The sequence below is a fragment of the Actinomycetospora sp. TBRC 11914 genome (assembly GCF_012933465.1).
In the GTDB taxonomy this organism is placed as follows: Bacteria; Actinomycetota; Actinomycetes; order Mycobacteriales; family Pseudonocardiaceae; genus Actinomycetospora.
In genome coordinates, this window is the sequence record NZ_JABBND010000013.1 from 88,978 (window position 1) to 114,896 (window position 25,919).

The window sequence follows — 25,919 nt, forward strand, 5'->3', positions numbered from 1 at the left end:
TCTGGTCGGGGGACGCGCGGATGTTAAGTCTCCGGACTGGTGTGCACCAGATCCCTTTTACCGGCCGGTAGCGTCCTCGCTCGGCGCGGGCTCCGGCTGGGGGTCGGTGGTGCGCCGATCGCGCCGGCGGCGCCGTACTTCCCGGACGGCGACGACGGCGGCGACCAGGACGACGACGGGGATCGGTCCCCACGCGAGGTACTGCGCGACCCGGTGCAGGCTGGCCGCGAAGACGTACCCGAGCGTCACGCAGGCCCCGCCCCAGAGGATGCCGCCGATGGCGTTCCAGGGCAGGAAGGTGCGCAGGTAGGGCATGCGGGCCATCCCCGCGAGCCCGGGGACGAGCGCGCGGAGCAGGGCGGTGCCCCGGCCGAGCAGCACCGCCTTGCCGCCGTGGCGGTGCAGGAACTCCTCGCCGGCCTGCCAGCGGTGCGGGCCGACGAAGCGCCCGAGCCGGGACTGCTGCAGTCGCGGCCCGATGGCCCGCCCGACCTCGTAGCCCACGGAGTCGCCGGCGATCGCGCACACGATCGCGATGATCACCATCGGGACGAACGAGATGACGCCCTCGTGCGCGGCGAACCCGGCGACGAGCAGCGCCGTCTCGCCGGGCAGCACGACGCCGACCATGACCGCCGCCTCGGCGAACGCCAACCCACCGGCGATGACGTACAGCCAGGCGCCGACGCTCTCGCCGATCCCGCGCAGGAAGTCGAGCACGGGTCCATCGTGCCCGACCGACCATGTGAGAGGGCCGGACACCGGACGATTCGCCCGCCGTCGAGCGAAGGGCACCGTCGCTCGGACCCACCGGCCGGGGGCGCCCCTCGCCGGGACGGGGCCGGTCACCCCGGAACGAGCGAAGGGCACCTCCGGTCGAGTAGATCGACCGACGGTGCCCTTCGCTCCGTATCGGGTCTAGCCGGCGTCCAGGCGCTGCTTGAGCGCCTCGAGCTCGTCGCGCATCGACGTCGGCAGGCCGTCGCCGATCTTGGCGAACCACTCGTCGATGAGCGGGAGCTCCTCGAGCCACTCCTCACGGTCGAAGCGCAGCGACGCCTCGATGTCCTCCAGCGGCTCGGACAGGCCCTCGAGGTCGATCTGGTCGGCGCCCGGGACGTGGCCGATCGGCGTCTCCGTCGCGGCGGCCCGGCCCTCGAGCCGCTCGATGATCCACTTGAGGACGCGGCTGTTCTCGCCGAACCCGGGCCAGAGGAAGCGGTTGTCCTCGCCGCGGCGGAACCAGTTGACGTAGAAGATCTTCGGCAGCTTGGTGGCGTCGGCGCCCTTGCCGAGGTTCACCCAGTGCTGGAAGTAGTCGCCGACGTTGTAGCCGAGGAACGGCAGCATCGCCATCGGGTCGCGGCGGACCTGGCCCTTGCCACCCTTGGCCGCGGCCGTCATCTCGCTCGACATCGTGGCGCCCATGAAGGTGCCGTGCTGCCAGTCGAACGACTCGGTGACCAGCGGGACCGTCGTCTTGCGGCGCCCGCCGAAGAGGATCGCCGAGATCGGCACGCCCTGCGGGTCGTCCCACTCCTCGGCGACGACGGGGCACTGCGAGATCGGCACGGTGTAGCGCGAGTTCGGGTGGGCCGCCGGCTTGGCCGAACCCGGCGTCCAGTCGTCCCCGGTCCACGAGGTCAGGTGCTCGGGGTCGCCCTCCAGGCCCTCCCACCAGACGTCGCCGTCGTCGGTCAGCGCCACGTTGGTGAACAGGGCGTTGCCGTGCTCGATCGTGCGCATCGCGTTCGGGTTGGTCTTCCAGTTCGTCCCGGGGGCCACCCCGAAGAAGCCGAACTCGGGGTTGACCGCGTAGAGCCGACCGTCGTCGCCGAAGCGCATCCAGGCGATGTCGTCACCGACCGTCTCAGCGCGCCAGCCCGGGACGGTGGGCTGCAGCATCGCGAGGTTGGTCTTGCCGCAGGCCGACGGGAACGCCGCCGCGACGTAGTACGCCTTCTCCTCCGGGCTGATCAGCTTGAGGATCAGCATGTGCTCGGCCAGCCAGCCCTCGTCGCGGGCCATGACGGTGGCGATCCGCAGCGCGTAGCACTTCTTGCCCAGCAGGGCGTTGCCGCCGTAGCCGGAGCCGAAGCTCCAGATCTCCCGGGTCTCGGGGAAGTGGCTGATGTACTTCGTCTCGTTGCACGGCCACGCGACGTCGGCCTGCCCGGGCTCGAGCGGGGCACCGATGGAGTGCAGCGCCGGGACCCACTCGGAGTCACCGGCCTCGAGGCGCTCGTACACCTCGGGGCCCATGCGGGTCATGATGTGCATCGAGGTGACGACGTAGGCGCTGTCGGAGATCTCGACGCCGAGCTTGGGGTGCTCCGCGTTCGTCGGCCCCATGCAGAACGGGATGACGAACATCGTGCGACCACGCATGCAGCCCCGGTAGAGCTCGGTCATGGTGGCCTTCATCTCGGCCGGGTCCATCCAGTTGTTGGTGGGACCCGCGTCCTTCTCCCGGACCGAACAGATGAAGGTGCGCTCCTCGACGCGGGCGACGTCGTCCGGGTCGGAGGCGGCGTAGAAGGAGTTCGGCTTCTTCGCCGGGTCGAGACGGGTGAACGTCCCGGCGTCGACGAGCTCGTCGGTGAGGCGCGTCCACTCCTCCGGCGACCCGTCGCACCACACCACCCGGTCAGGGGTGGTGAGCTCGGCGACCTGTGCCACCCAGTCGAGAACCTCCTGGCGCTGCAGCGGCGGATTGTCGAGCCCGGGGATGGTGGGTGCGGCCGTCATGCGTCGTGTCACTCCTCGATCGTCTCGCCGGTCTCCGAGCGACGACCGTGAGGTCGCCTGGTGACGGGGGCCACGCCGCGTCCGCGGACCGGACACGGGTGACGAGTTTCTGCACCACGCCGTGAGGCCCCGTCGGGAGTACTCCGACGTTAACGACAGATGTTGCCGACGGAACCGCTCGACGGTGTCGAGAGCACCACTTCCACGATCAAGCTGAACGATTCAGGCTCTCAGGGCCCTGACCAGGGTCGGAAGGGCCTCACCCAGGGGCAACGTCAGCCGAAGGACCGCGAGGTCGTCGCCCCTGCTCGGCCCGGCGGTGATGATCGCCACCGGGGTGTCGGCACGGTGGGCGGCGCGAGCGAACCGCAGCCCGGACATCACCGCCAGCGACGACCCGAGGACGAGTAGCGCATGGGCGGCCGCGACGCGTTCGAAGCACGTCGCGACCCGCGGGCGGGGCACCGACTCGCCGAAGAAGACGACGTCGGGCTTCAGCGGGCCCTGTCCGCAGGCCGGACAGTCGATCATGGTGAACCGCTCGACGAGCGCGGGCGGGAGCTCCGCGTCGCCGTCGGGGTTGACCTGCGTGGAGCGCAGGGCGGCCACGTCCGCGTCGAACGAGCGGTTGACCGCCGCCAGCCGCTCCTGGACCGCCGCGCGGTCGTGCGTCGCCGCGCAGCCCAGGCACACCACCCGCGCGAGGGCGCCGTGCAGTTCGACGACGTCGCGGGCGCCTCCGGCCTGGTGCAGCCCGTCGACGTTCTGCGTGATCACGTCGGTGACGAGACCGGTGCGCTGCAGCGCGGCCACGGCCTCGTGGGCCTCGTTGGGGCGGGCGCGCTCGATCTGCGGCCAGCCGACGTGGCTGCGGGCCCAGTAGCGGTGCCGCGCCACGGGGTCGGAGACGAACGCGTCGTAGGTCATGGGTGCGTGACGGCGGGCCGCGCTCGACGGTCCCCGGTAGTCCGGGATGCCCGAGTCGGTGGAGATGCCGGCGCCGGAGAGCACGCACACCCCGCCGGAGCCGACGAGCGCGGCGAGGTCGGCGAGGTCGCCCCGACTGGGGACCTCGGCCTCCCAGGGGGCCTGGGTGACGGTCCCGGGCGCGCCGGGGTAGCGCATCACCACTCGTCCCATGCCTCCATGGTGCCTCCTGCGGCGGAGCGGCCGTTTCCTCTGCTCGACCCGGTGGCACACCGTGCCATGGCCACCAGCACCCCGGACCTGCCGGCCCGCCACCGCTCCGCCTGGCTGGACCGCGACGAGCCCGCCGTCCACCCGGAGCTGATCGGCGAGACCCGGGTCGACGTGGCCGTGGTCGGCGCCGGGATCACGGGCCTGACGACGGCCGTGGCGCTGCACCGCGCCGGGCTCTCGGTCGCGGTCCTCGAGGCGCGCCGCCTCGGCGCGGTCGCCACCGGCAACACCACCGCCAAGATCTCCCTGCTGCAGGGGACGCGAACCGCGACCCTGGCGCGCCGTCACCCGGCGGAGACCGTCGAGGCCTACGTCGCGGGACACCGCGCGGGCTTCGACTGGATCGCCGAGCGCGCTGCCGGGGTGGACTGCGGCTACGATCGCGCCCCCGCCTCGACGTTCTCGACGGCGGGTCGCTCCGGCCCGGGGGCGGCGATGGTGCGCGAGGAGGCCGAGGCGCTGCGCGCGGCCGGCGTGCCGGCCACGCTCGACGCCGACCTCGACCTGCCGTTCGCCGTCTCCGAGGCGGTCACCCTCGCCGACCAGGCGCAGTTCGACCCGGTGCCCTACCTGCACGACCTCGCCCGCGAGCTCGTCGACGGCGGGCAGTCGGTGCACGAGCGCACCCGGGTGCTGGGGGTCTCGCTGTCGGCCTCGCTCGGCGCCCCGCCGCAGCTGCGCACCTCGCGGGGCACCGTCCACGCCGACCGGGTGGTCCTCGCGACGGGCCTGCCCCTGCTCGACCGCGGCCTCTACTTCGCGCGGGTCGAGCCCGCCCGCTCCTACGCCCAGGCCGTCCGCGTGCGCGACGAGGACACCCTGCCGCGGGGCATGTACCTCTCGGCGGACTCCCCGACGGTCTCGATCCGCACCGCGGTGCTCGACGGCGAGCGGCGCCTGCTCACCGGCGGCTTCGGGCACCGGGTCGGCACCAGTGCCCCGATGTCGCACCACGAGCGGGAGCTCGCCGCGTGGTCCGCGGGCCGCTGGCCGGTCGCGGAGATCACCCACCGCTGGTCGGCGCAGGACTACGAGCCCGAGGACGGGCTGCCCTTCGTCGGGCCGATGCCGCTGCAGCCCCGGGTGCTCGTGGCCACCGGCTTCGCCAAGTGGGGCATGACCGGCGGCACCGCCGCGGGTCTCGCCCTCGCCGACCACGTGCTCGGCCGCGACAACCCGTGGGCGGCGACGTGGGCGGCCGACCGGGTGCCGCGGCTGAACTCGGTGCCGTCGCTCGCGAGCTTCAACGGCCAGGTCGCCCGCTACCTGGCGACCGGCTGGGCGAGCCCGGACCTGCCGTCGAGCCGTCCGCTCGCCGAGGGCGAGGGCCGGGTGGAGACGACGGCGCGCGGCAAGATCGGGCGCTGCCGCGTCGGCGGGGTCGAGCACGAGGTCGGGGCCGTCTGCCCGCACCTGGGCGGGATCCTCGAGTGGAACGACGCGGCCGCGAGCTGGGACTGCCCGCTGCACGGGTCCCGGTTCGCCCCCGACGGCGAGGTGCTCGAGGGACCGGTCAGCGCGGGACTCGGGAGCCCGCCCGGCCTGACCCGCGTCGTCTCGCCGCGCGGCTGAGCGCCACCCGCCGCGTCGGGGACGCTCCACCGGCCACGCCCGCATCACGTGTCGGTGGAGAACGCCGTGACCGCTCAGCTCGCCTGCGACACCGAGGACATGTTGAAGTCTGGGATCCGCAGCGGCGGCATGGCGGCGAGGGTGAACCAGTCCTTCCACTCCCGCGGCAGGGTCCGCTCCGTCCGCCCCGCCTCGGTCGCGCGGCGCACGAGGTCCAGCGGGGACTCGTTGAAGCGGAAGTTGTTCACCTCGGCGGTCACCTCGCCGTCCTCGACGAGGTAGACGCCGTCACGGGTCAGCCCGGTGAGCAGCATCGTCTCCGGGTCGACCTCGCGCATGTACCAGAGGCAGGTGAGCAGCAGCCCGCGGCGCGTCGAGGCGACCATGTCCCCGAGCGTGGCGTCCGACCCGCCGGTGAGCAGCAGGTTCTCCGACGGCGGGGCGAAGCGGGCACCGTCGTCGGCGAACTCCGCGGCGGCGGCCCGCGGGTAGGCCAGCTCGCCGACCCGGCCCTCGCGCAGCCACTCCACACGCCGGGTGGCGGCGCCGTTGTCGAAGACGGACACCTCGTCCCCGGAGCTCGTCGTCGCGAGCACCGGCTCGTGGACCAGCCCGGGGAAGCCGGGAGCGTCCGGGTCGCCCGCGAGCGTGAGCGGCAGCGTCGTCAGCTGCTCGCCGACCCGGGTGCCGCCCGCCCGGGACAGGGCGCTGCGCCCCTCCTGCGCGGGCCGGCCGCCCATGGACCAGGCGAGGTAGATCATGAAGTCGCTGACCGCCGAGGGCGGCAGGATCGTCTCGTAGCGGCCCGGGACGAGCGCGACCCGCCGCCGGCCCCAGGCGAGGCGCCCGCGCAGGTCGCCCAGCAGCCCGGGCAGGTCCAGGTCGGTGAAGTCGCGGGTGCTCTGCCCGCCCCACACCGACGAACCGGTCGACGGGTCCTTGAGGTTGATCTCCACCGCGCCGCCGGGGCTGACCCAGCGCCGCCGCACGCCCGCCGTCGTCCCCAGCCAGGTGGTGGTGACGTGGTGGTCGGCGAACCCGGCGGAGCGGTCGGTGGCGAAGGAGTCGCCCAGCGCGGCGGCGAGCCCCGTGAAGACGCCCGCCGAGGTCTCGCCGGCCCCCGCGTCGAAGTCCGCGTCGGCGGGACGGGTGGGCGGCGGGAGCTCGGCCGCGTCGCGGGCCGGCCCGGAGCGCTCCGCGGCGACGACGGCCTCGCGCACCGCCTGCTCCAGCGCGGCGTCGGCGGCGGCGTGGTCGTCGGACGGGCCCAGCAGCCGGTCGGGCGCGGAGAGGCGCACGACGCCGGCCCCCGTGCCGCCGGTGGGCAGCGGGACGAGCAGGACGATCCCGACGGTGCGGTCGGTGGTCGCCCCGTTGGTGGTCATCGTGGAGTTGGCCCAGCGCAGCACCGCCTCGGACGTCTCGCGCACGAGCACGGCGGCGCCGGCGTCGGGGCGGACGCGGCCGGCGATGGCGAGGGTCCGCTCCACCAGGGCGGCCGGGCCGGTCGTCGTCACCGGCCCCCCTCGCTCGCGGTGTTCAGCACGCCGATGCCCCGGAAGAGCGCGCTCGGGCAGCCGTGGCTCACCGGCGCCACCTGCCCGGGCTGCGCCTTCCCGCAGGTGAACGCCCCGCCGAGCCGCCACGTCGAGGGGCCGCCGACCGCCTCGAGCGCGCCCCAGAAGTCAGTGGTCGTGGCCTGGTAGGCGACGTCGCGGACCTGTCCGGCGAGCTCACCGCCCGCGATCCGGTAGAACCGCTGGCCGGTGAACTGGAAGTTGTAGCGCTGCATGTCGATCGACCAGGAGCGGTCGCCCACCACGTAGATGCCGTCCTCCACCCGCGAGATCAGCTCGGCGGTGGAGGTGTCGGCCGCCGGGTCGGGGGACAGGGACACGTTGGCCATCCGCTGCAGCGGCACGTGGCCCGCGGAGTCGGCGTAGGCGCAGCCGTTGGAACGGGGCAGCCCCAGCCGCGGCGCGAAGGACCGGTCCACCTGGTAGCCGACGAGCACGCCGTCGCGGATGAGGTCGAAGGGGCCGGTCTCGGCGGTGGCCACGCCGTCGTCGTCGTACCCGATGCTGGCCAGCCCATGGGGCTCGGTGCGGTCGCCCGTGACGTGCAGGACGTCGCTGCCGTAGCGCAGGGTGCCGAGCAGGTCGGGGGTCGCGAAACTGGTGCCGGCGTAGTTGGCCTCGTAGCCGATCGCGCGGTCGTACTCCGTGGCGTGACCGATCGACTCGTGGATGACCAGCCACAGGTTCGTCGGGTCGATCACCAGGTCGGTGGGGCCGGCCGTGACGGTGGGCGCCGCGAGCTTCTCCGCGAGCAGCGCCGGCAGCTCCGCGAGCTCGGCGTCCCAGTCCCAGCCCGTGCCGGTGAGGTACTCCCAGCCGCGCCCGGCCGGCGGGGCGACCGAGCGGAGCGACTCGAAGCCGCCGCCCTCCCGGTCGACCGCCGTGATGCCGATCCCCGGGTCGACGCGGACCCGCTGCTGGGTGGTGACGGTGCCGGCGAGGTCGGCGTAGAAGGTCTGCTCCTTGACCTGCAGGCAGCCCGCCTCCACGTGGTCGACCCCCGGGGCGGCCAGCAGCGCGGCCGACCGGTCGGTGAGCAGCCCGATCCGCTCGCCCGGGTCGACCTCGAAGGGATCGAGCGCGTAGGGCGAGACCCAGGTGGCGTCGGCGTGGACCGGCTCCGGGGCGAGGGTGACGGTCTCGCGGGCGACGGGCGCGAGGGTGGCGGCGACGTCGAGGGCCCGGCGCGCGGTGGCGGCGGCGGTGGCCGGGGTGAGGTCGACGTGCGCGGCGAACCCCCAGACGCCGTGGCGGAGGACCCGCACGGCGAGCCCGGCCTCGTCGGTCTCCGAGGAGGTCACGACGCGGGCGTCGCGCAGCTCGAGCGCGGCGCTGCGGATGCGGTGCACCCGGACGTCGGCGTGCTCGGCACCGCCGGCCCGCGCGGCCTCGAGCGCCGCGGCCGCGACCTCGCGCAGCGGCAGGGCGAGGAAGTCCGCGTCCACCTCACGGGTGCCTGGCCGCCCGGGTGGCGCGCTCTCCATCGACACGGCCGGACCGTACCCGAGCGCCCCGACACCGCCCGGCAGGCGAACCGGCGTCAGCCGCGGATCCACTCCCCGGTGCGCGGGTCGACCCACGCCGGCGGCAGCGGCAGCGCGTCCCACGGGTGCTCCCGGGGCTCCGCGTCCCCGGTATGGGCGGTGACGACGGCGTCCGGCCCGATGCGGGTGACCGCGTCGGCCTGCCCGTCGTGGTCGAGGTCGGTGGCGAGGACGAGCTCGTCGGAGACCTCGGCGACCGTGGTGTCGGTGACGCCGTCGGCGTCGGAGTCGACGGTCGGCCCGCCGAGGACCGGGGCGCCGGGCACCAGCTCGCCGGTCAGCATCGCGGCGGTCCAGGGGTGGCCGGCCGGCGGGCCCGGGTCGGGCACGGTGACGTCCGGGTGGTCGGGTACGGGCAGGTCCGGGACGGCGAACTCGGGCACGTCCGGGACGCTAGGCGCCCCGTCGTCGTCGTGGGGGCGGTTCCGGACAACCCGGGACCGTCGCCTCGCCGAGGGGCACGTGAGGCAGGTCGCGGTGCCCTCGGACCTGCCTGGTGTGCCCGTCGCCCGCGGGCCCACGTGCCGTGCCTCGCCGAGGGGCACGTGGGGCAGGCCCCGGGGCCTCCGGACCTGCGTGGTGTGCCCGTCGCCCGCGGGCCCACGTGCCGTGCCTCGCCGAGGGGCACGTGGGGCAGGTCCCGGGGCCTCCGCACCTGCCCCCAGTACCCCTCACGTCCGGTCCCGGGCCGCCGCCAGCCGGGCCAGGACGGCGTCGGCCCGCACGACGGCCCGCCGCGCCCGTTCGGCCCGGGCCGCCTCCCGCGCCCGGGCGTCGGCGTCCCGGCGGACCTGTTCGCCGAGCGCGCGCAGCGCCGCGTCCACCTCCTGGGACCGCTGGTCGAGGGCCCGGTCGAGCGCCAGGGTGATCTCCCGGTCGGCCGCGATGAGCGCCTCGGAGAGCACCCGCTCGAGGTCCGCCCGGGCCTGCGCGAGGGCCTCGGCCAGCCAGGCGCGGGCGTGCGCGCGGTCGGCCGCGCGGCGCCGCGAGCGGGCCAGCCACCCGGCCGCCCCGAGCCCGATGCCGACCGACACCGGCACCAGCGCCGCGCCGACCACCGGGGCGACGGGCACCGCCAGCAGCGGCAGCAGGGCCAGGCGGGAGAGGCCGAGCCCGCCCGAGGCCCCCGCGACGACGAGCAGCCGGTCGGGCCGGCGCGGGGTCGGCACGGGCAGGTCCGGGCGCGCCTCCGGGGGCGGGATGCGCAGCGCGGCGAGCTCCTCGGGCGGCAGCAGCGTCGCGAGGGTGCCGACGACGAGGGCCCGGAGCCGCTCCCCGAGGTCGGCGACCACCGCCCGGGCCTCCTCGGCGACCTCGACGGCGACGGCGTCGGCCAGCGCGGCGAGGTCGGCTGTGGTCGCGGTGTCGAGAGCGTCCCGGTGACGGGTGCCGAGGGCGCGCAGCCGGCGGGCGAGGTCGTCGAGGACGGCGAGGCGGGCGGCGGCGAGCTCGGCGCGCCACCGCACGTGGTGCTCGCGCCGCCACGAGAGGCGGGCGGTCTCCAGGGCGGCGCGGCGGGCGCGGAGCGCGTCGGTCGACACCACCACCGGCGCCGGCAGCGCGGCGAGGGCGCTCGCGCCGGCCCGCAGCGCGTTGGCCTCGTCGAGCATCCGGCGCCGGCGCACGAGGAGGGCCTGCAGGTGACGCTGCAGCGGTGCGGTCCCGGCGTGGCGGCGCAGCGGCTCGCCGTCGGCGCCGGTGCCCCGGGCGCGGGCGGCGAGCACCGGGGAGACCGGGAACCACGGCGCCCCCGCCCACCGCGGGACGCGCTCGGCGACGAGCTCGCGGTCGGCCTCGAGCACGGTGCGCCACCCGCGGTGGGCCTCGGTGCCGACCAGCGCGAACACCGCGGTCTCGACCGTCGCGGCCGCTGTCGTGAGGGCATCCAGCTCGGCCGCGTCCAGCGGCGCCCCGGCGCCGACCACCACGAGCAGCGCCGACGCCTCGGGACCCACGCCCCACCCGCCGTCGGGAGCCCGGGCGGGCAGGTCCAGCACGAGCTCGTCGAGCAGCGGCACGGCCACGGCCAGCACCCCGGGACCGGCCGCGGCGGCGAGCCGCGCCACCGACGGCCCGACGGCGTCCGGCGGCAGGTCGACCAGCGCCGCGGCGAGGGCCCGCCTGCCGCGGCCGGGGGCGCCGACGAGGGCGGCGGACGGCGGGCCCGCGCCGGGGCCGGCGGGCGGCACCGGGGCGCCGGCCTCCGCGAGCGCCCGTTCGACCTCCCGGCGCGCCGCCGTCACCTCGGTGGGCAGTGCCGCGACCCCGGCGGCGCTCACGCGGTGAGCTCCCCCCACACCCGGGCCCAGCCCCGGTGCACGGCCTCGGCGACGTCGGCGCGCCCGGGCGGGCTGCCCCACGTCGCGTAGGAGCGCCAGAGCGCGGCGCGGCGGGCGGCGTGCCCGGCGAGCTCGCCCGCGGCGTCGTCGAGACCGGCGCGCGTCGCGAGCGTGGCGAGCCGGGACCGGTCCGGGGCCGCGAGCCCGGCCCCGGCGAGGAGGTCGAGGTCCCCGGTGAGGTCGGCGGGCAGCTCGACCGCGCCGCTGCGTGCCCGGGCCGCGGCCTCGGCGACCGCGAGCTCGAGGTGCACCGGCCGCGCCCGCAGGTCCTCGAGCAGGTCGGTCAGCCGGGCGAGGTCGCGGGCTCCGGCGGGCGAGGCGCGGCCGGCCCGGCGGTCGTCGCGCACCGCGGCCTGCTCGGCGGCCAGCAGCTCGGCCACGCGGCGCTCGCCGGCGCGGGCCGCCAGCAGGTCCGCCCGGTCGCGGACCCCGGCGCGGAGCCGCCCGACGACGACGCCGAGGCCGGACGCGGCGAGCAGGGCCGCGCAGACGTCGCCGACGCCCGCGTCGGGGCGTTCGCGCAGCAGCCCGACCGCGAGCGCGATCCCCCGCCGGTCGAGCAGGTCCAGGAGGCGGGCGCGGGCCGGCGCGGCCACGGGGAGGTCGGCGTGGGTGAAGAGGTCGGGGTCGGCCAGCGCGGCGTCGACGGCCGCCGGGTCGGCGCCGGCCAGCGCGGCCAGGGCGTGCCGGTCCTCCGCGCGCAGCGCGCCCGTCGTCGCCGTCTCGGCCAGCAGCCCGACGACCGGGGTCACCTCACCCAGCCGGTCACCGAGGCGGCGGCCCAGCGTCGCGGCGACGGTCTCGGCGTCCTCCGGGGCCCCGACGGTGTCCGCCCGGCCCAGCACCGCGAGGACGCCCGCCGGGCCGTGGCGCGCCGGGGCGGCGAGCCGCTCCACCTCGTCGGGGCGCGCCGAGGAGGGGAGCACCGCCAGGGCGGCGACGGCGTCGTCGGCCGGGCCGCGCCCGCCCGCGCCGGGCCGTCGGCGGGCGGATCCGGTGCCGGGGGTGTCCACGACGGTGAGCCCGTCGAGGGCGTCGCTGGTCAGCGTGACGAGCAGGTGGTCGACGTCGGCGGGGTCGACCCCGAGACGGTCCCCGACGGCCGCCGGGACGCGCCCGCCGTCGGCGAGGGGCAACGGGCGCCGGCTGCCGTCGGCGAGCACGACGTCGAGGCGGTCGACCGGACCCCGCACGTAGCGCGCCACCAGGCGGGTGCACTCGCCGGCGCCGGTGGGCGCGACGCGGCGCCCGACGAGGGCGTTGACCAGCGTCGACTTCCCGGACGACACCGGGCCGGTGACGACGAGCGCCGGGGTGGCCTCGGCGCGGGCCGCGGCCGCGTCGAGCGCGTCGGCGGTCGGCAGCGCGACGCCCGGCGCGGCGGCGCGGCACGCCCATGCGGTGTCCTGCGCCCACCGGCCCACCCGCTCACCTCCGCCGTCCCGCGCCGCAGCGTAGGGAGCACGGCGGCGGCGCGGGGCCCGTTCCGGTGAACCCGTACCGGCCCCATCCGTCGCAGTGGTCACCGGCGTCACGACGGTCACGGGGTTTCGCCCGATCACCGATCCGGGGATGCTGGACATCGCCGGGACGCCTCCCGGACTCAGACGGCAGGAGGGGCCGAGAGGTGACGACGCCGGATACGGGCACGTACCTGCTCATCGTGGTGATCGGACTGATCGTCACGGTGATCGTCGGCCAGATCCTGATGCGCACGGGTCTCGGCTTCCTGCGCGACGTCTTCGGGGACCACGAGGTCGCGCAGTCGATCACCCGGTTGCTCGGGGTGGGGTTCCACCTGGTGGCGCTGGGGTTCATGGCGCTGATCTCGACGTGGCAGCCGATCGCGGTCGACGGGACGGCCCAGCTCATCGTGACCCGGGTGGGCGGGATCCTGCTGTTCCTGGGGATCCTGCACGTGATCGTGCTGATCGCCCTGGCGCGCATCCGGAACAACGCCCGCGCGCGGCAGGTGGCCGCCTCGCTGCGCAGCGGCGGTCGGCGCCCGCCGCCGCAGGACGGGCGCGACCAGACGAAGGTCATCGAGTCGGGTCCCGCCTGACCTCCGGTCACCACCCCGTCGGCCCGGCCGTGTGAGGATCGCCGGGTGGGCCAGGAGCACGCCGTGACCGACGGCGCCGTCGACGTCGAGGAGCGCGCGACGGCCGCGCGCCGGGGCATCGTCAGCTTCGCCGACCGCGGCGGGCGGATGACGCCGGGCCAGCAGCGCGCCTGGGACCGGTCCTGGGAGCGCCTCGGGGCCGACCTCGCGGACCTCGCACCGGGCGGGCGCCGCGCCGACCTGCTCGACGACGGGGGCCGGCTCGCCCCGGGAGCGTGGTTCGGGCGCGACGCGGACCTGCGCCTGGAGATCGGGTCGGGCATGGGGGAGACGACGGCGGCCCTGGCGGCCGCCGAGCCGGAGGCCGACCACGTCGCCGTCGAGGTCTACCCGCCCGGGCTCGGGCAGCTCCTGATGCGCATCGAGGCGGCGGAGCTCACGAACCTGCGGCTGCTGCGCGGCGACGCCGTCGTCGTCCTGCGCGACCGCGTCGCCCCGGACTCGCTCGCCGGCCTGCGCGTCTTCTACCCCGACCCGTGGCCGAAGCGCCGTCACCACAAGCGCCGCCTCGTCCAGCCCGAGACGGTGGCGCTCATGGCCTCCCGCCTGCGCCCCGGAGCGACGCTGCACCTCGCGACCGACGTCGCCGACTACGCCGACCGGATGCGCGAGGTCACCGACGCCGAGCCGCGGCTGGAGAACCCGCACGGCGGCTTCGCGCCCCGGCCCGCGTGGCGCCCGCGGACGAAGTTCGAGACGCGGGCCGAGGCCGAGGGCCGCCCGAGCCGCGACCTCCTGCTGGTCCGCCGGGCCGGGAACGGGGGCTCGTGATCGCGAGGCGCACCCGTCACCGCCGGGCGGTTAGAGTCGGCCCCGTGGCGCCCTCCCCCTCGCCGTCCCCGGCCGATCTCGCGCACGCCGCGACGCCGCCGGACGCGCTGGCCGGGGGCTCGACCGACGTCGTCGACGCCCCGGCCGCGGAACTCGCGGGCCCGCCGCGGACGCTGCTGGTCTGGGACGCGCCGAACATGGACATGAGCCTCGGCTCGCTGCTCGGCGCCCGCCCGACGTCGGCGTTCCGACCCCGGTTCGACGCCGTCGGCCGGTGGCTGCTGGGGCTGGCCGGGCCGGAGGGCGTCGCCGAGGCGACGGTGTTCACCAACGTGGTGCCGGGCTCGACCGAGATCGTGCGCCCGTGGGTCGAGGCGCTGCGCAACGTCGGTTTCGCCGTCTTCGCCAAGCCGAAGACGACCGACGACTCCGACGTCGACGAGGACATGCTCGCCCACATCGAGGCGCGGCGGGCCGAGGGCACCCTCACCCACGTGGTCGTCGCCTCCGGGGACGGACGCGCGTTCCGCGAGCCGCTCGAGGAGCTCGTCGAGGCGGGCGTACGGGTCACGGTGATCGGCTTCCGGGAGTACGCCGCGTTCGCCGTGGCGTCCGACGTCGTCGCGTTCCTCGACCTCGAGGAGATCGAGGGCGTCTTCCGCGAGCCGCTGCCCCGCGTCAGCCTCGACACCCTGCCCCCCGGCGGTGCGTGGCTCCAGCCGCTCCGGTCGCTGCGCTCGCTGCTCGAGAGGTAGGGGCGCCCCGCGCCGGAACGCCGCACACTCCTCGACGTGGACGCGCCCGCGCACTGGGGGACCTCCTCGCTGGAGCGCGCCCGCCGCACCCCGGCCGACGACCTCGTCCCCGACCCGGCCGCCCGCTGGACCCGGGCCACGACGACGGGCGCACCCCCGGAGCGGCTCTGGCGCCGGCTCTGCCAGCTCACCGTCGCGCCCTACAGCTACGACCTCCTCGACAACCTCGGTCGTCCGAGCCCCCGCGACCTGACCCCGGGCGCCGACGAGCTCGCCGTCGGGCAGGACCTGCTGGTCCTGTTCGTGATCGACTCGTTCGCCGCCGGTGAGCACCTGACGATCCGCCGGCGCCGCCCCGGCCGGGGCGCCGTCGCCGAGTTCGCGATCACCTACGCGGTCCGGCCCGACGGCGAGGGCCGCACGCGCCTCGCCGCGACCGTCGTGCTCGACGGGACCCGCGGCACCGTCGGGACCCTGCTCCGGTATGCCCTCGCGTGGGGCGACCTGGTGATGATGCGGCGACAGTTGACCCGTCTGGCCGCGCTCGCCGAACACTCACCAGACTGGGACCCATGACCGCCCGGCGACTCCGCGCCCCGATCGTCCTCACCTGTGACGGCCCCGCCGTGGGCATCCTCCGCGACGCCGTCGTGGACGTCGACCACGCCGGACGGATCACCCACGTCGGCCCGGTCGCCACCGCCCCGGCGAGCGACCTCCCGGCGACGACGGTGTCCGGCCTGCTCATGCCCGGGCTCGTCAACACCCACGCCCACACCCCGCTCGCGCTGCTGCGCGGGATGGGCGGCGACCTGCCGCTGATGCGCTGGCTCACCGAGGTCGTGTGGCCGGCCGAGGCGCGGCTCGAGGCCCCGGACGTGCGCACCGGGATGCTCGCGGGCGGGCTGGAGATGCTGCGCCACGGCGTCACCACCTCGACCGAGATGTACTTCTGGGCCGACACCGTGGTGGACGCGGTGCTCGAGCTGGGCTCCCGCGTCGTCATGACCCCGGGGATCATCACGGCGCCCGGGATGGACCGCCTCGGCACGTGGGAGCAGATGCGCGACGCGATCTCGGCCTGGATCGACGCCGACGGGCTGCGGTTCGGGCCCGGCGAGCGGGTGGAGCTCGGCTACGGCGCCCACTCGGCCTACACGCTCACCCCGGACGCGGTGGCGACGACGGCGGCCGCGGCCCGAGAGCGCGACGCGCTGCTGCACATCCACGTGGCCGAGGCCGCCGGCGAGGACGACGAGGTCCGGAGCGTCTACGGCTCGGTGCCGGCGATGATGGAGACCACCGGCAGCCTCGACGGGCGCGTGCTCGCCGCGCACGCGATCCAGCTGTCGGACTCCGACCTCGAGATCTTCGCCCGGCACGACGTCGCCGTCGCGCACTGCCCGGGGTCGAACGCGAAGCTCGCGGCCGGCGTCGCGCGGGTCGCCGAGATGCTGACCGCCGGGCTGCGGGTCGGCCTCGGCACGGACTCGCCGGCCTCGAACGACGACCTCGACCTGTGGGAGGAGCAGCGGCTCGCGTCGCTCTTCGCCCGCCAGCGCGGGGCGGACGCGACGGCGCTGACCGCCGCCGACGTGCTGCACCTGGCCACCGCGGGCGGCGCCGAGGCGCTCGGCCGCGACGACCTGGGGCGGCTGCGGCCGGGGGCGTGGGCCGACGTCGTCCACGTGGGCCTCGACGACCCGGCCTTCGTCGACCCCGACGACGACGCCCAGCTGGTCTCCAACCTCGTGTGGTCGGCGGGCGCGCGGGCGGTGCGCGACGTGTGGGTGGCCGGCGAACCGGTCCTCGCCGACCGCGCCCCGACCCGGGTGGACCCCGGGGAGATCCTGACGGCCGCCCGGGCGTCGGGCCGGCGGATCAAGGGCTGAGGCCGTCTCCACGCCCGTCCGGACGGGTGCGCCAGGTCACCTCGCGTGGCAATCTCGCGCGCATGAGCGGTGAGTACCAGCAGGCGTACCAGCGGAGCATGACGGACCCCGACGGCTTCTGGCGCGAGGCCGCCGGTCTGATCGACTGGTACACCGAACCCGAGACGATCATGGACTCGTCGGCGCTGCCCTTCTCCCGCTGGTTCGGCGGCGGCGAGCTCAACACCTGCCACAACTGCCTCGACCGGCACGTCGACGCCGGCCGCGGCGACCAGGTGGCGCTCATCCACGACTCGCCGGTGACCGACAGCCGCCAGCGCTACACCTACGCCGAGCTGCGCGACCTCGTCGCCCGCTTCGCCGGGGTGCTGCGCTCGGTCGGCGTCGGCAAGGGCGACCGCGTGATCATCTACATGCCGATGGTCCCCGAGGCCGCGATCGCGATGCTCGCCTGCGCGCGGCTCGGCGCGGTCCACAGCGTGGTCTTCGGCGGGTTCGCGGCGCGCGAGCTCGCGGTGCGCATCGACGACGCGAAGCCCTCGGCGATCGTGTCCGCGTCGTGCGGCATCGAGGGCAAGCGGGTCGTGGAGTACAAGCCGCTGCTGGACAAGGCGATCGAGCTCGCCGAGCACGACCCGGGCCGCTCGATCGTCCTGCAGCGCCCGCAGGCGCAGGCCGCGATGACCGACCGCGACGTCGACTGGGTCGAGGCGATGGCGGATGCGCGCCCGACGGAGTGCGTCCCCGTCGCCGCGACCGACCCGCTCTACGTGCTCTACACCTCGGGCACCACCGGCAAGCCCAAGGGCGTCCAGCGCGACAACGGCGGGCACGCGGTGGCGCTGCGCTGGTCGATGGAGGCCATCTACGACGTCGGGCCGGGCGAGGTCATGTTCACCGCGTCCGACGTCGGGTGGGTCGTCGGCCACTCCTACATCGTCTACGCGCCGCTGCTCACCGGGGCGACGACGGTGCTCTACGAGGGCAAGCCGGTGGGGACACCCGACGCCGGGGCCTTCTGGCGGGTCATCGCCGAGCACGGCGTGAAGGCGCTCTTCACCGCGCCGACCGCCTTCCGCGGCATCAAGAAGGAGGACCCCGACGCGGTCCTGCTCGCCGACCACGACATCTCCTCGCTGCAGACCCTGTTCCTCGCCGGCGAGCGGCTCGACCCCGAGACGTGGACGTGGGCGTCGGAGAAGCTCGGCGTGCCGGTCGTCGACCACTGGTGGCAGACCGAGACCGGCTGGCCGATCGCGGCGAACCTGCGGGGTCTCGAGCCGATGGAGCTCAAGGCCGGCTCGCCGTCGGTGCCGGTGCCGGGCTACCAGGTGGACGTCCTCGACGTCGACGGCTCGGTCCTCCCCGCCGGCGACGAGGGCGCGATCGTCATCAAGCTCCCCATGCCGCCGGGCTGCCTGCAGACGCTGTGGAACGACGACGAGCGCTTCCGCGAGTCCTACATGTCGCGCTACGAGGGCTACTACCTCACCGGCGACGGCGGCTACCTCGACGAGGACGGCTACGTCTTCGTCATGGGCCGCACCGACGACGTCATCAACGTCGCCGGCCACCGCCTCTCGACGGGCTCCATGGAGGAGGTGCTCGCCGGGCACCCCGACGTGGCCGAGTGCGCCGTCGTCGGCGTGCACGACGCGATGAAGGGCCAGGTCCCGCGTGGCTTCGTGGTCCTCAAGGCGGGCGTGACCCGCGGGGAGGACGAGATCGCGCCGGAGCTCGTCGCGCTGGTGCGCAACGAGGTCGGCGCGGTGGCCTCGTTCAAGGACGTGGCCGTGGTGCCGGCGCTGCCCAAGACCCGCTCCGGGAAGGTGCTGCGCAAGACGATGCGCCAGATCGCCGACGGGCAGGACGCGATGGTGCCCTCGACGATCGACGACGCGTCGGTGCTCGACACCCTGCGCCCCGTTCTCCAGAAGGGCCCGCAGGGTTCCTGACGGTGCCCGGCCGCCGTCTCCCGCGCGAGGGGAACCCTCAACACCTTCTAGCGACGGATCCCTCCCCTCGCGTCCGGCGGCATCGGGCGCGAGGGGAGGATTCGTTCGCTCCAGCCGCACGAGGGGTCCCCTCGTGCAGGGCTGCCGTCCCCCGGGTCTACGAGGCCCGACCGAGCCCGTCGTCGGGGAGCTTCGCGCCGCCGTAGCCGACGTAGCCGCCCGAGGAGTTCGTGAGCCCGCCGTCCTCCACGGCGCCGATCCCGTGGTTGGCGATCATGGTGCGCACGCCCGCGGTGATGTTCGCGACCGGGTCGAAGATGCCCTTGTCGGCCAGCGACGGCAGCACGGCGTTGCGGAACGTCGTGTCGATGAGCTGCATGAGCCCCTTCGACGGCGTCCCGGCCGCGGCGTTCGAGTCCCAGCCGTTGACGGCGTCGGCGTTGCCCGTCGACTCGCGCATGATGATCTGCTTGACGCCGGGCGCGAGCTTCTGCGGCAGGCCCATCAGCCCGAGCGCCTTCGCGATCTGCCCGTTCAGCGTGCTGTCGTTGCCGGCGACGTAGGGGCGGCCGAACTCCAGGGGGCCGTTCTCCCGCGCGACCGACATCGCCTTGCTGAGGTCGTCGACGCCGGACGACGCGGGCTTCGCGGCCGCGGCGAGCTGGTCCGACGACATCACCACGGTGGAGACGTCGCTGATGGCGTGCTGCGCACTCGCCGCCCCGGGCGCCCCGTGCTGCGCCGCGAGCGACATCTGCGCGGCGGAGAGCTGCGTCGTCGCGGTGGACTCGGCGTCGGCGCTGTGGGAGGTGTCCAGCGTCTGCACGGCGGGGACGACGGCGCCGGCCGCGACGGCGGCCACGAGGATCTTGCCGGAGGTGGCCGCGGTGAGGGAGCGGGGCGCGGGACGGGGCGGGGCCGGACGGGGGTCGTAGACCCGCGCGCGCGAGGGCATCGGCCGGACGGGAGCGGGTGCGGCGAACGCCGGGGTGTAGCCGAACGCCGGGCGGGTAGCCCCGTACCCGGGAGAGCCTGCCGGTGTGCCGTGTCGCGCCACGTCGTCGCCCTTCGCCGCAGGGGATCGAAGCGACGAGGCCGCTGGGGAGCGTGACAACCGGCGGGAAGTCGTGACCTCGTCGTGATCTGGACCGCCGGAACATAGCGGGGTCCTGCTCGGCCCCGGCGGCGCGGGGTGGCGCTGCCCGTGCTTCCCGACGAGGCAGCGGGTCGCCCCGTGTGCCGGGCGTGAGATCGAGCGGCGGCGGGGCACCGCCCGGCGCAGGAACCGGCCGCGACGTGCCCGGATCGGCGCGGCGAACGGTCAGGGCTCCTGTCCCTCCGGCCGCCGGACGGTCGCACGGCGGATAGATGGCGCCGGGAGACCTCTCGGCGCCCCGGGCGGGCGACTCGTCGTGGCCGGCGCGTCCGGGCGTGTCACGCTCGGCATCCGGGCGACCCGCCTCAGCAACGGCTCAGGTCAGCTCGTCGCCGCGAGGAGCTGGGCCAGGGGCCGCGAGGAGCTCGGCCAGGGCCTCGAGCGCCCGGTCGCCCTCCGCCCGCGCGGCGGCCGACACCGTGCCGAGCCCGAAGTACCCGTGCACGAGGCCCTCCCCGTGCAGCACCCGCACCGGCACGCCCGCGGCGCCCATCGCCTCGGCGTACGCCAGGCCCTCGTCGCGCAGCGGGTCGAACCGGGCCGTGGCGACGACGGCGGGCGCCAGCCCGGCGAGCTCCGCGAGCCGCGCGGCCTCCCCGAGGTTCACCGACGGGTCGAGGCGTGCCTCCGCGGGGACGTAGCGCTCCCAGAACCAGCGCATGTCGGCGGCGGTGAGGAAGGGCCCGTCGGCGTTCTCGGTGATGCTCGGGTGCGACATCGTCGGGTCGAGCCCCGGGTAGAGGAGGAGCTGCGCGTCGAGCTGCGGCCCCCAGTCCCGCGCGAGCAGCGCCGCCCCGGCCGCGATCCCGGCACCGGCGCTGTCTCCCCCGACCACCAGGCGCCCGCCGAAGCGGCCCGACGCCCACCGCAGGGCGGCGTGGGCGTCCATCAGCGGCGCGGGGTGGGGGTGCTCGGGCGCGAGGCGGTAGTCCACCGACACGACGGTGGCCCCGAGCGTGCGCGAGACGCGGCGCGCGGCCGCGTCGGCGGTGTCGAGGTCGCCGACCACCCAGCCCCCACCGTGCAGCCAGACGACGGTGACCTTCCGCGCCTGTTCGGGGGTGTACACGCGGACGACGACGTCGGCGTCGGGCCCCGTCACGACGTCGTCGTGCACCGCGGCCACCGGCACCTCGTCCGTGCCGCGGCGGACGAGCGCGAGGTCGCGGTAGTTGCGCCGGGCCTCGGCGACCTCGGGGCGGGTGATCGGCAGCCACCCGTCCGCGGCGAGGCGCTCCATCGCGGCGGCGAGCTCGGGGTCCAGGGCACTGGTCACCAGCGGAGCCTGCCACCGTGGGTCCCCTCCCGCCGCCCTGGTCGATCTCGGGGGCGGGCGGGCACCCTGCGGGTGGGCGGGGACGAGGTCGGGAGGACACGGATGGCCGACGAGGACACGGGCGACACGGGCGCCGACGCGGGCGACGCCGGCGGCGCCGACGGCACCGGGCCGCCGGCGGGCGAGGCCGAGCTCGGCGCCGCCGTCGACGACGCGATGGCCGACGAGGTCAAGCGGGCGCGGGCGCGGTTCGTCCAGCAGATCCTCGGCGTCGACCGCGCCGAGGGGGTCGGCCGCGGCGAGGAGCACTGGAACGAGAGCCTGCGCCGCGACGCGCACCGCGACCTGGGTCAGGAGCCGCCCGACGACGCCGTGTAGGTGCGCTTCGCATCTGCGCCCGATACGTGACGTGGTCACTTCCCTGGGTCAAGCGTCCGAAAAGACCAGCTACTGATCTCGGAGACGGTCCTACCGTCACTCCTGGTGGCCGGATCCGGCGACAAGCCGCCGGGTCGGCGCGAGGAGAGGTGACGGGCCATGACGGTGACGGCGATCAAGCCCGACGGTTCCCGGGAGCTGCTCGGGGAGGACGCCCTGCAGGAGCTGCGGGAGCACCTCCGGGGTGCGGTGGTGGCTCCCGAGGGCGTGGACACCGCCACGGAGCCGCGTGTCGCCTGGAACGCCATGCACCCCGAGCGGCCCTCGATCTCCACCCGGTGCACCGGGACCGCCGACGTCGTGGACGCGGTCGGCTTCGCCCGCGAGCACGGCCTGCTGGTCGGTGTCCGCGGCGGCGGGCACTCGGTCGCGGGCCTGTCGTCGGTGGGCGAGGGCATGCTCATCGACCTGTCGCTGATGCGCGGCGTGCAGGTGGACCCCGAGCGCCGGCTGGCCCACGTCCAGGGCGGCGCCCTGCTCGGGGACGTCGACCGCGAGACGCAGGCCTTCGGGCTCGCCACGCCGCTCGGCCGGGTCTCCGAGACCGGCGTCGCGGGGCTCACGCTCGGCGGCGGGTACGGCAACCTCAACGCGATGTACGGCCTGGCCTGCGACAACCTCGTCGAGGCCCAGGTGGTCACGGCCGACGGGCGGGTGGTGACGGCCTCGGCCGACCAGCACCCCGACCTGCTGTGGGCGCTCCGGGGCGGCGGCGGGAACTTCGGCGTCGTCACCTCCTTCACCTTCCGGCTGCACCCCGTCGGGCCGACGGTCGCCTTCGTCGGAACCCTCTACCCCCTCGAGGAGATGGCTCGGATCGAGCGGGCGTGGCGCGACTACGCCCTGGACGCGCCCCGAGAGGTCACCTCCTTCATCGTGTCGATGACCTTCCCGGCCGCTCCGGGGATGCCCGAGGTGATCCACGACCGGCCCGTCGCCATCGTCGGTGCGGTCCACTGCGGGGACGTCGACGAGGGCATGGCGACGCTGCAGCCGCTGCGGGAGCTGGGCTCACCGCTCTTCGACATGTCCCAGCCCATGCCCTACACCGCGGTGCAGTCCGCCTTCGACCCCTTCTTCCCCCGCCAGACGCTGCGCGCCTACTGGAAGTCCCAGTACCTCGACGAGCTGCCCGACGAGGCGATCGACGCGCTCGCGGCCCGCGCCGCGGACCGGCCGGGACCGATGAGCCTGGTGAACACGTTCCACCTGGGCGGCGCGGTGCACGACGTCGGCCCGGAGGATGCGGCGTTCGCCGAGCGCTCGTCGCCGTGGATGGTGTCCTTCGACAGCATGTGGGGCGACGCGTCCGACGACGCCGCCGCGATCGCCTGGACCCGGTCGGCGTGGCAGGAGATGACGCGCTGGGGCAACGGCACGCCGTTCCTCAACTTCACGGGCCGGTCGGAGGAGCCGCTCGAGGCCGGCGTGGACTCCGCCTTCGGGCGCAACCTGCGACGGTTGGCGGGAATCAAGGCCGTCTACGACCCGGACAACTTCTTCCGGCTCAACAACAACGTGCTGCCCCGTCCCTGAGCGGGGTCGCCAACGACGACGGCCCGCCTCCGGATGACCGGACGGCGGGCCGTTGAGCTGGGAGGACGTGCCTGGAGCGAGTGACGGGAATCGAACCCGCGTTCTCAGCTTGGGAAGCTGATGTTCTACCATTGAACTACACTCGCCTGCTGCGCGTTCACGATACACGGACCCGCCGGGCGCCCTCGCCACCCCCTGCGCGTCCTCGCGGGCGGACCGCGCATCGCAATGACATCGGTGTAACTCACTCGGATCACGCCATGGTCTCGCCGGGATCGCGGTAGCAGCGGTGACGCTGCGTTCAACCGATTGCGCCCAAGCGGTAATCCTGGAGCAATCGCCTGTCCCGCGGAGACGATCTGGTGTGTGCTGGTCCCGTGGGAGGACGAGGACAAGCGCCGAGGTAGGTGAATCATGACCCTGCGTGAGCACGCGGTCGGGGGAACTGTCGACGGGACGTCGGCGGTCGTGCCCGATCTCCTGGTGGTCGTCGCCACCGCCGAGGACGCCGCGGCGCTCGCGCCGCTCGGGCGACCCACGCACGTCGGCGGCGAGGAGGAGACGGACGGGCCGGCCCAGCCGGTCCTCGTCGCCACCGGACCGGACCCCCTCGCGGTGGACGAGGCGCTCGACGACCTCGGCGCCCCCGCCGGCCGGCTCCTGCTGCTCGACGGTCCGTGCGACACCTGGGCGGAGGAGGCCGCGCGCATGGTCGTGCGCCTGGATGCCCTCCTGGCCGAGGAGCCCCCGGGCGGCGTCGTCGTCCGCGGCGGCACCGAGGCGGCGCTCGCCGCGGCCCGCAGCGCGGTGCGGCTCCGCGTCCCGCTGGTCCACCTGACGGCCGAGCAGGAGAGCTCGGAGCGCGCCGCCACCCAGGCCGCGGTCGCCGAGCTGGCCGCGTGGCAGACCTCGCCGTCGGGAGGCGTGCCCTACCCGACCGAGATCGACCTGCTGGTGCACCGCCGCCTCGCGCCCCCGCAGCCCAGCCGCCACCGGGCGGCCGATCCCACGGTCGTCCGGATGCCGTCGGGGCGGGGACCGCGCTCGTCGATGACGGCCTGATCGTCAGCCTTTTGTAGGCCGTTCGGCCTACTGCTCACCCCTCACGAGTGCCGTTCGGGCAGAACGGTCTCAGCTCGCGCACAAAGAACCTGTGCCCTGTTCCCCGAAACGGCTAACGTCATGCCACCGAGTGGTGATGTGCAGGGGGAGGGTTCCGGACATCCGTCCGGAACGGCGGGTGGGGTTTCGACCCTCGGAGGGGCGTGGGCGGGTGAGACGGGCACCGAGGTTGATCACCGAGGTCCAGCGTCTCGGGGTGACCATCTCCGTCGCGGCCCTGGTCATCGTCCTGCTCGTCGTCTTCCGGGTGCTCTGGAGCGCGGCGGTCACCCAGCCCGCGGACGACCGGCTGCAGGCCGGCCTGCTCGCCGTCGAGGACTCCCACCAGGCGATGCTCGAGATGGATTCCTCGCTGCGCGGCTTCCTCGCGACGGGGGACCGCTTCTTCGCCGACGAGGCCACGAAGACCAGCCCCGCGCTGGCCCAGGCCGACACGCAGATGGTGAACCTCCTCGAGGAGCCGGCCCTGCGCCAGAGCGTGCTGCAGCTGCTCCTGGCCCAGCAGCGGTGGCGCACGGAGTGGGCCGACTCCGCGCGCCAGGTCCCGCCACCGGGCGGCACGGAGGCCTTCCTGCTGCAGGGCAAGGCGCTGTTCGACAGCTACCAGGGCCGCAAGGAGGACACCCGCGCCGCGACGCTCGCGGCCATCGACGCCAACCAGCGCTCGTCCACGATCGCGCAGTGGGGCGTCGGGGTGCTCCTCGTGCTCGTCGGGCTCGTGACCCTCGGTGTCGCTCTGCGTGGCCGGCGGCGTCTGGAACGACACGTCGTGGCCCCCGTCGACGGCCTCCTCGCGTCGGTGCGGGGGATCTCCGAGGGGCGGCTGCACCCACCCGAACCCGTGGCGGGCTCGGCCGAGCTCGTCGCCCTGCGTGACGGCCTGGCCGACATGACGGTGGCCCTGCGCCACCAGCACGAGGAGACCACCGCCCAGGCCGAGCGGCTCCAGGCCCAGACCGACCGCCTGCGCACCATCCTGATCATGACCCGCGAGATCGCGGGATCGCTCAACACCCGCTACGTGGTCGACTCGACGGTGCAGGCGGCCGTGGCGGTCACCGACGGCCGGGTGCTGCTCTGGCTGCTCGACGAGGACGGCGGCGGTCTCGAGCTGGCCTACGACTCCGAGCGGGGCGCCGTGCCGCCGCTGGAGTCGCACTGCAACCTCGGGGTCGGCGTCGTCGGGCGGTCCGCGCGCTACGGCCAGATCTCCCGCGGCGACCCCGACACCGACGACGAGCCCGCGGTCGCCGTCCCGCTCGTCGTCGGTGCCCGCGTCATCGGGGTCCTCGAGTGCTTCGACGGGGTCGAGGGCGAGGTCGACGGCCAGGCCCTGTCCGCCGTCGAGATGCTGGCGACGCTCGCCGGGTCGGCCATCGAGGCGAGCCGGCTGCACGCGGCGACCGAACGGCTCTCCCAGTTCGACCCGCTCACCCAGCTCGCGAACCGCCGCCGGCTCGGGGCCGACCTCGACACCGCCGTCGCCAACGCCAAGCGCCACGGTCACCCGATGTCGGTGATCATGCTCGACCTCGACCACTTCAAGGAGCTGAACGACCGCTACGGCCACCAGCAGGGCGACGTCGTCCTCCAGGAGGTCGCGAGCACGCTGCGCGCGTCGATGCGCGACGGCGAGACGGCCTACCGCTACGGTGGCGAGGAGTTCGCCATCCTCATCACCGAGGGCGGTCCCGACGACGCCGCCGCGCTCGCCGAGCGCCTCCGGGAGCGGGTCGAGGCCGACTTCAAGCGCGGCGGGCGCCAGCTGGTGACCGCGTCCTTCGGCATCGCGACGCTGCCCGAGCACGCCGGCGACGGCGAGGCGCTCGTCTCCGAGGCCGACCGCGCGCTGTACTCCGCGAAGAACTCGGGCCGCAACCGCGTCCACCGCGCGGGTCAGCTGGTCGGCTGACCGT

General features: G+C 75.3%; 21 protein-coding genes and 1 tRNA gene. 11 read left to right on the top strand and 11 right to left on the bottom strand.

Going from position 1 to position 25,919, the window contains the following annotated elements:
- Positions 1-57 precede the first annotated feature (57 nt).
- From HH311_RS19785 to HH311_RS19795, 3 genes are all read right to left on the bottom strand, one after another.
- On the bottom strand, positions 58-720 hold the full coding sequence (locus HH311_RS19785) for a DedA family protein (protein WP_211190507.1): 663 nt from the start codon (positions 718-720) through the stop codon (positions 58-60).
- Between the two features lie 198 nt (positions 721-918).
- Positions 919-2,748 (bottom strand): phosphoenolpyruvate carboxykinase (GTP), encoded by a 1,830-nt coding sequence (locus HH311_RS19790; protein WP_169185409.1) that lies wholly within the window; start codon positions 2,746-2,748, stop codon positions 919-921.
- Between the two features lie 222 nt (positions 2,749-2,970).
- On the bottom strand, positions 2,971-3,888 hold the full coding sequence (locus HH311_RS19795) for an NAD-dependent protein deacetylase (RefSeq protein ID WP_169185410.1): 918 nt from the start codon (positions 3,886-3,888) through the stop codon (positions 2,971-2,973).
- A 66-nt stretch (positions 3,889-3,954) separates the two neighbouring features.
- Between HH311_RS19795 and HH311_RS19800 the strand changes: the two genes are divergently transcribed.
- Positions 3,955-5,520, top strand: a complete 1,566-nt coding sequence (locus tag HH311_RS19800; RefSeq protein ID WP_169185411.1) for an FAD-dependent oxidoreductase — start codon at positions 3,955-3,957, stop codon at positions 5,518-5,520.
- 74 nt (positions 5,521-5,594) lie between these two features.
- On the opposite strand, the gene HH311_RS19805 is transcribed toward HH311_RS19800, so the two are convergent.
- The 5 genes from HH311_RS19805 to HH311_RS19825 all read right to left on the bottom strand — a co-directional run bounded on the left by HH311_RS19805 (position 5,595) and on the right by HH311_RS19825 (position 12,404).
- Positions 5,595-7,037 (bottom strand): metallopeptidase TldD-related protein, encoded by a 1,443-nt coding sequence (locus HH311_RS19805; protein WP_312030257.1) that lies wholly within the window; start codon positions 7,035-7,037, stop codon positions 5,595-5,597.
- The gene (locus tag HH311_RS19810) at positions 7,034-8,581 is read right to left on the bottom strand and encodes a TldD/PmbA family protein (protein WP_169185482.1); all 1,548 of its coding nucleotides are present in this window, start codon (positions 8,579-8,581) and stop codon (positions 7,034-7,036) included. The genes HH311_RS19805 and HH311_RS19810 overlap by 4 nt, the downstream gene beginning before the upstream one ends.
- 56 nt (positions 8,582-8,637) lie before the next feature.
- A complete protein-coding gene (locus HH311_RS19815; protein WP_169185412.1) occupies positions 8,638-9,024 on the bottom strand; it encodes a DUF6802 family protein in 387 nt (128 codons plus the stop codon).
- A gap of 288 nt (positions 9,025-9,312) precedes the next feature.
- Complete coding sequence (locus HH311_RS19820) at positions 9,313-10,920, bottom strand: dynamin (RefSeq protein WP_169185413.1); 1,608 nt, start codon at positions 10,918-10,920, stop codon at positions 9,313-9,315.
- Entirely contained in the window at positions 10,917-12,404 is a 1,488-nt protein-coding gene (locus tag HH311_RS19825) for a dynamin family protein (protein ID WP_169185414.1), read from the bottom strand. The genes HH311_RS19820 and HH311_RS19825 overlap by 4 nt, the downstream gene beginning before the upstream one ends.
- A gap of 203 nt (positions 12,405-12,607) precedes the next feature.
- On the opposite strand from HH311_RS19825, the gene HH311_RS19830 reads away from it, so the two are divergent.
- From HH311_RS19830 to HH311_RS19855, 6 genes are all read left to right on the top strand, one after another.
- The gene (locus HH311_RS19830) at positions 12,608-13,042 is read left to right on the top strand and encodes a hypothetical protein (protein ID WP_169185415.1); all 435 of its coding nucleotides are present in this window, start codon (positions 12,608-12,610) and stop codon (positions 13,040-13,042) included.
- A 147-nt stretch (positions 13,043-13,189) separates the two neighbouring features.
- A complete protein-coding gene (gene trmB, locus HH311_RS19835; RefSeq protein ID WP_248292823.1) occupies positions 13,190-13,873 on the top strand; it encodes a tRNA (guanosine(46)-N7)-methyltransferase TrmB in 684 nt (227 codons plus the stop codon).
- Positions 13,874-13,917: 44 nt separating this feature from the next.
- Positions 13,918-14,628, top strand: coding sequence for an NYN domain-containing protein (locus tag HH311_RS19840; RefSeq protein WP_169185417.1), 711 nt, complete (start codon positions 13,918-13,920; stop codon positions 14,626-14,628).
- A gap of 36 nt (positions 14,629-14,664) precedes the next feature.
- Positions 14,665-15,204, top strand: a complete 540-nt coding sequence (locus HH311_RS19845; protein ID WP_169185418.1) for a hypothetical protein — start codon at positions 14,665-14,667, stop codon at positions 15,202-15,204.
- Entirely contained in the window at positions 15,201-16,520 is a 1,320-nt protein-coding gene (locus HH311_RS19850; protein ID WP_169185419.1) for an amidohydrolase family protein, read from the top strand. Before HH311_RS19845 ends, HH311_RS19850 begins: the two co-directional genes overlap by 4 nt.
- Positions 16,521-16,582: 62 nt before the next feature.
- Positions 16,583-18,475, top strand: coding sequence for a propionyl-CoA synthetase (locus HH311_RS19855; protein WP_169185420.1), 1,893 nt, complete (start codon positions 16,583-16,585; stop codon positions 18,473-18,475).
- 157 nt (positions 18,476-18,632) lie between these two features.
- Here HH311_RS19855 and HH311_RS19860 read toward each other — a convergent pair whose 3' ends face one another.
- Positions 18,633-19,430 (bottom strand): transglycosylase SLT domain-containing protein, encoded by a 798-nt coding sequence (locus tag HH311_RS19860; protein ID WP_169185421.1) that lies wholly within the window; start codon positions 19,428-19,430, stop codon positions 18,633-18,635.
- 517 nt (positions 19,431-19,947) lie between these two features.
- The gene (locus HH311_RS19865) at positions 19,948-20,907 is read right to left on the bottom strand and encodes an alpha/beta hydrolase (protein ID WP_312030258.1); all 960 of its coding nucleotides are present in this window, start codon (positions 20,905-20,907) and stop codon (positions 19,948-19,950) included.
- A 102-nt stretch (positions 20,908-21,009) separates the two neighbouring features.
- Here HH311_RS19865 and HH311_RS19870 point away from each other — a divergent pair, with 102 nt between their 5' ends.
- Positions 21,010-21,285, top strand: a complete 276-nt coding sequence (locus tag HH311_RS19870; protein WP_169185422.1) for a hypothetical protein — start codon at positions 21,010-21,012, stop codon at positions 21,283-21,285.
- A gap of 159 nt (positions 21,286-21,444) precedes the next feature.
- Positions 21,445-22,881: an FAD-binding oxidoreductase gene (locus tag HH311_RS19875; RefSeq protein ID WP_169185423.1), complete on the top strand. Its 1,437-nt coding sequence runs from the start codon at positions 21,445-21,447 to the stop codon at positions 22,879-22,881.
- Between the two features lie 72 nt (positions 22,882-22,953).
- On the opposite strand, the gene HH311_RS19880 is transcribed toward HH311_RS19875, so the two are convergent.
- Positions 22,954-23,027: transfer RNA gene (locus tag HH311_RS19880), tRNA-Gly, on the bottom strand.
- Between the two features lie 268 nt (positions 23,028-23,295).
- Between HH311_RS19880 and HH311_RS19885 the strand changes: the two genes are divergently transcribed.
- Together HH311_RS19885 and HH311_RS33430 are read left to right on the top strand one after the other, a co-directional pair.
- Positions 23,296-23,943, top strand: a complete 648-nt coding sequence (locus tag HH311_RS19885) for a UDP-N-acetylglucosamine 2-epimerase (protein WP_169185424.1) — start codon at positions 23,296-23,298, stop codon at positions 23,941-23,943.
- A gap of 256 nt (positions 23,944-24,199) precedes the next feature.
- The gene (locus HH311_RS33430) at positions 24,200-25,915 is read left to right on the top strand and encodes a diguanylate cyclase (RefSeq protein ID WP_169185425.1); all 1,716 of its coding nucleotides are present in this window, start codon (positions 24,200-24,202) and stop codon (positions 25,913-25,915) included.
- Positions 25,916-25,919 lie beyond the last annotated feature (4 nt).

Bases quoted from the DNA above. Each gene is read 5' to 3' on its own strand.
- HH311_RS19885 (WP_169185424.1), top strand. From the start codon at position 23,296: ATGACCCTGCGTGAGCACGCGGTCGGGGGAACTGTCGACGGGACGTCG.
- HH311_RS19800 (WP_169185411.1), top strand. From the start codon at position 3,955: ATGGCCACCAGCACCCCGGACCTGCCGGCCCGCCACCGCTCCGCCTGG.
- HH311_RS19790 (WP_169185409.1), bottom strand. From the start codon at position 2,748: ATGACGGCCGCACCCACCATCCCCGGGCTCGACAATCCGCCGCTGCAG.
- trmB (WP_248292823.1), top strand. From the start codon at position 13,190: ATGACGCCGGGCCAGCAGCGCGCCTGGGACCGGTCCTGGGAGCGCCTC.
- HH311_RS19855 (WP_169185420.1), top strand. From the start codon at position 16,583: ATGAGCGGTGAGTACCAGCAGGCGTACCAGCGGAGCATGACGGACCCC.
- HH311_RS19810 (WP_169185482.1), bottom strand. From the start codon at position 8,581: ATGGAGAGCGCGCCACCCGGGCGGCCAGGCACCCGTGAGGTGGACGCG.
- HH311_RS19875 (WP_169185423.1), top strand. From the start codon at position 21,445: ATGACGGTGACGGCGATCAAGCCCGACGGTTCCCGGGAGCTGCTCGGG.
- HH311_RS19795 (WP_169185410.1), bottom strand. From the start codon at position 3,888: ATGGGACGAGTGGTGATGCGCTACCCCGGCGCGCCCGGGACCGTCACC.
- HH311_RS19870 (WP_169185422.1), top strand. From the start codon at position 21,010: ATGGCCGACGAGGACACGGGCGACACGGGCGCCGACGCGGGCGACGCC.
- HH311_RS19850 (WP_169185419.1), top strand. From the start codon at position 15,201: ATGACCGCCCGGCGACTCCGCGCCCCGATCGTCCTCACCTGTGACGGC.
- HH311_RS19860 (WP_169185421.1), bottom strand. From the start codon at position 19,430: ATGCCCTCGCGCGCGCGGGTCTACGACCCCCGTCCGGCCCCGCCCCGT.